General features: G+C 68.4%; 4 protein-coding genes. 1 reads left to right on the forward strand and 3 read right to left on the reverse strand.

Features of this window, described 5'->3' with window-relative positions:
* Positions 1-1450, forward strand: a 1450-nt coding sequence (locus ACQKIP_RS42360) for an MFS transporter (RefSeq protein WP_427745444.1), incomplete at its 5' end; no start/stop codon positions are given.
* Between the two features lie 37 nt (positions 1451-1487).
* On the opposite strand, the gene ACQKIP_RS42365 is transcribed toward ACQKIP_RS42360, so the two are convergent.
* From ACQKIP_RS42365 to ACQKIP_RS42375, 3 genes are all read right to left on the reverse strand, one after another.
* Positions 1488-2039, reverse strand: coding sequence for a carboxymuconolactone decarboxylase family protein (locus ACQKIP_RS42365; RefSeq protein ID WP_427745446.1), 552 nt, complete (start codon positions 2037-2039; stop codon positions 1488-1490).
* Between the two features lie 288 nt (positions 2040-2327).
* Positions 2328-2927: a DinB family protein gene (locus ACQKIP_RS42370; protein WP_365853684.1), complete on the reverse strand. Its 600-nt coding sequence runs from the start codon at positions 2925-2927 to the stop codon at positions 2328-2330.
* A 246-nt stretch (positions 2928-3173) separates the two neighbouring features.
* Positions 3174-3644 carry an NUDIX domain-containing protein gene (locus tag ACQKIP_RS42375; RefSeq protein WP_365853682.1) on the reverse strand — a complete coding sequence of 157 codons (471 nt, stop codon included), beginning with the start codon at positions 3642-3644 and terminating at the stop codon, positions 3174-3176.
* Positions 3645-3806: the final 162 nt, after the last annotated feature.

The following is a 3806-nucleotide window of genomic DNA, read 5'->3' on the forward strand; positions in this document are numbered from 1 at the left end:
GGGCAACACCATGGAGTGGTTCGACTTCGGCGTCTACGCCTATCTGGCGGGCACGATCGGTAAGGTCTTCTTCCCCTCCAGCTCGCCCGGCGCGCAGGTGGTCGCCACGTTCGCCACGTTTGCTGCGGCCTTCCTGGTGCGTCCGCTGGGCGGTCTGGTGTTCGGACCGCTGGGGGACCGTATCGGCCGGCAGAAGGTCCTTGCCGCCACCATGATCATGATGGCGGCGAGTACGTTCGCGGTCGGTCTGCTGCCCACGTATGCCTCGATCGGGTTCGCCGCCCCGCTGCTGCTGCTCGTGTGCCGACTGGTTCAGGGCTTCTCCACGGGCGGCGAGTACGCCGGTGCCACCACCTACATCGCCGAGTACGCGCCCGACCGGCGGCGCGGATTCCTGGGCAGCTGGCTGGACTTCGGGACCTTCGTGGGCTATTCCCTGGGGTCGGGCCTGGTGACGGTGCTGACCCTGACGCTGGGATCGGACGGCCTGGAGAGCTGGGGCTGGCGCATTCCCTTCTTCATCGCAGGGCCGCTCGGGCTGATCGGCCTGTACATGCGGCTGAAGCTGGAGGACACCCCGGCCTTCCAGCAGGAGACCGCCTCCGCGCAGGCGCAGGCACAGGCGCAGGCGGAGGGCGGGGAGGGGGAGGACGAGGACCCCGTCGAGCAGGCCCGCCAGTCCGGCCACGGCCGCCTGAAGGAGATCTTCACCCGGCACTGGCAGGCGCTGCTCATCTGCATGGGCCTCGTGCTGCTCTACAACGTCACGAACTACATGGTCACGTCGTATCTGCCCACGTTCATGACGGCGACCCTGGGCGAGAGCGACACGACGGCGCAGCTGCTGGTCCTCGGCACCATGCTGCTGGTGGCCCTGTCCATCACGGTGGTGGGCCGCAGCTCCGACCGGTGGGGCAGACGCCCGATGTTCATGGGCGGCAGCATCGCGATGATCATCCTTGCCATCCCGGCGTTCCTGCTGATCCGCAACGGCGGCATCCTGCTGCCCGCGTTCGGCTGCGTGATTCTGGGGCTGCTCCTGGTCTGCTTCGCGGGTACGGCGGCGGCGACGCTGCCGGCCCTGTTCCCCACCCGGCTGCGCTACGGAGCCTTGTCGATCGCCTACAACGTGTCCGTCTCCCTCTTCGGCGGCACCACTCCGCTGCTGGCCTCCTTCCTGGTGGAGAAGACCGGTAACACCCTGGTGCCGGCCTTCTACCTGATGGTGGCCGGAGTGATCGGCCTCGTGTCGACGTTCTTCCTGCACGAGACCGCCGGCAAGCCGCTGCGCGGCTCCGGTCCGATGGTCGAGACGGCGGACCAGGCCCGCGAAGTGGTGGCGCGCAGCCGCACGGAGGCGGGGCGTCACGCCCGGGACGTGTGGCTGCGGTTGTGGCATCCGCGCGGGGGCCGCGATCAGTCCACGAGGCCCCGCAAGCGCGACGAGTGAGCTGGGCGGAACGCTGACCTGTGGGCCAAGGGCAGGCTCAGCCGGGGGATGGGCTTGCGGCCGGGGGTTCCTGGCTGTGGGGGGAGCGGGGTTCGCCCTCCGGTGTCACCTCGAAGGTCTTGAGGAAGTTGCAGATGAGTTGGTAAAAGCCCACGGTCATGACGAGGTCTGCGAGCTGGTTGACCGTCAGGAACGCCAGGAGTCCGGCGCGTGTGTCCTCATCCAGTGTGTGCCGCTCGAGGAGCTGGTTCGTGGCGTCCAGTACGGCGTCTTCGGGGCCGGAGAGTTTGTCGGCGGAGCCGCTTTCGGCGGCGGCGAGTGCTTCGGGGCTCAGCTCCACCAGCTGCGCGATTCTCTCGTGATGGTGGACCTCGTAGGCGGCTTCGTAGGCATAGCCGACGCGCACGATGGCGAGTTCGCGCAGCGTGTCCGGCAGGGAGTTGTGCTGCAGGATGGCGTCTCCGAGGCCCAGCAGGGCCGGTGCCAGGTTCGGTGAGTGCATCACCATCCAGAAGATGTTCAGCGAACCGTGCGCGACGATGGCATCGCGCAGGTCGGCGGGCACTGCGGCGGGGTCCGGATACTCCATGTCGGCTCCGTTCGAGAAGGGGCTGCGCGGGACGGGCTGTTGTGCACCGGCCGGGACTCCGCCGGGCGCGGCGGCCTTCTCTCTTCATACCCGGTATGCGGGCGTCCGGCCGGGCCTTGCGCGCGCTTGAGCCTAGGGGAGCAGGCGGTACGTCGCCTCCTTGTCCGGAGACGGATAACGGGGCCGCTTTTGCTCACCCGGAGAACTGGCGCCGCCGCTCGGATCTGTGCCTTGCCCGCGCCCATAGTTGCCGCCGGGACTGCCGGAGCCGGCGGCAGCGCGGCGGCGTCAGCTCTTGTCTGCCTCCCGGGCCACGCGCTCCAGACGGCTCCGGTAGTCCTGCCACCATGCCTGGTCGCCCGGCGGCAGGCTGTCATTGTTCCGCAGGTATCCCACGGACCCGTCGATGAGCTCGCGCAGGATGTCGGCGTGCCCGGCGTGCCGTTGGGTATCGGAGATCACGCGTACCAGGATGTGGTTCAGCGTCACCTCGCTGCGCTCCTCGGGCCACCACGGGACGCGGCCGGTCGCATCGAGCGGCAGCATCGCGATCGTGCTGTCGGAGTGCTCCCAGGCTTGGTGGTACAGCCGCACGATGTCGTCTCGCGACTCATCCGCAGTGGCCCACATGTCCGAGTTGAGTTCCGGATCCCGCGTGTACCACCAGGACGGCGGCTCCCCGTCGAAGAACGGCCTCCCGAACGTGTCGCCGAAGTACCCCAGCTCCACGCCGGCGACATGCTTGACCAGCCCCAGCAGGTTCGTTCCTGTGGGCGTCATCGGGCGCCGGATGTCGTACTCCGAGAGCCCGTCGAGTTTCCACAACAGGCTGTCGCGCCCGTCTTGCAGGTATCGGAGAAGATCGGCTTTCGGACTCGGTTGGGTCATGCGGGGCAGTCTTGCAGCCGACACTGACAACCGGGCTTTGCCGGATTTCTCCGCCGCCAAAAGCTCCTGATGTTCTGTCATGTTGCCCTGGCGACGGTGGTCCTGACGTCCAACAGGGGGAACCGGCGGCTCGCGGCCGCACCCGGGCGGGCGGCCGCCGAGGAAACCACGCCGGAACCGGGTCGGGCCTCCGCTATGGGGCAACCGTTCAACTCACCCGCGTACGGCTGGCGCTGTGACCGCCCGTCATGCACGATCCCGATCACGCCACGGACCGTCGGGCACCAGGGTGCCGAGCACGGCCAGCAACTGTGGCGGCTCAACCGGGTCTGGCAGCGAGCTCCGATCCGACCATTTGATCCAGACGTGCGTGTCGAGGTTCACCTGTTCGTCGGGGAGCAGGCCGGTCCGCACGAGCGATGGTTGCTCGTCGGCGAACCGCGCGACGAAGAAGTGCTCCGGCCCGACGTACCGCTTGCCGTTCCACCGAACATCACGGTCGACCGGCACAGACCGGGCAAGCACCGCGGCCGGGTCGAGTCCGGTTTCCTCGGTCAGCTCTCGTCGCGCCGCTACCAGCGGCGTCTCGCCTGGCTCGATACCGCCACCGGGTGGCTCCCAGAGCCACGTCCCGTCGAACGGATCACGCCAGCGCAGAAGAAGCAGGCGGTGGGCAGCGTCCAGACAGATGACCCGGGTGGCGGGTCGGTGCGTCATTTCCACCATCCTGACGCTATGAGGTGCCCGAAATGTGGATCAAGACCTGGGCTGCGTTGATCGGCGTCTCTAACACGCCTGCCGGCGGTGCCTGGCGCCGCGATGGCCGGAGCCCCGGACACATGGCGTGCCGGGGCTCACGGTGGAGGGAACGGGGGTGGT

The sequence above is a fragment of the Streptomyces sp. NPDC059900 genome, from assembly GCF_050270335.1.
In the GTDB taxonomy this organism is placed as follows: domain Bacteria; phylum Actinomycetota; class Actinomycetes; order Streptomycetales; family Streptomycetaceae; genus Streptomyces.

Excerpts from the sequence above, each read along its gene's own strand:
- ACQKIP_RS42365 (WP_427745446.1), bottom strand. The coding sequence starts at position 2,039 with ATGGAGTATCCGGACCCCGCCGCAGTGCCCGCCGACCTGCGCGATGCC.
- ACQKIP_RS42370 (WP_365853684.1), bottom strand. The coding sequence starts at position 2,927 with ATGACCCAACCGAGTCCGAAAGCCGATCTTCTCCGATACCTGCAAGAC.
- ACQKIP_RS42375 (WP_365853682.1), bottom strand. The coding sequence starts at position 3,644 with ATGACGCACCGACCCGCCACCCGGGTCATCTGTCTGGACGCTGCCCAC.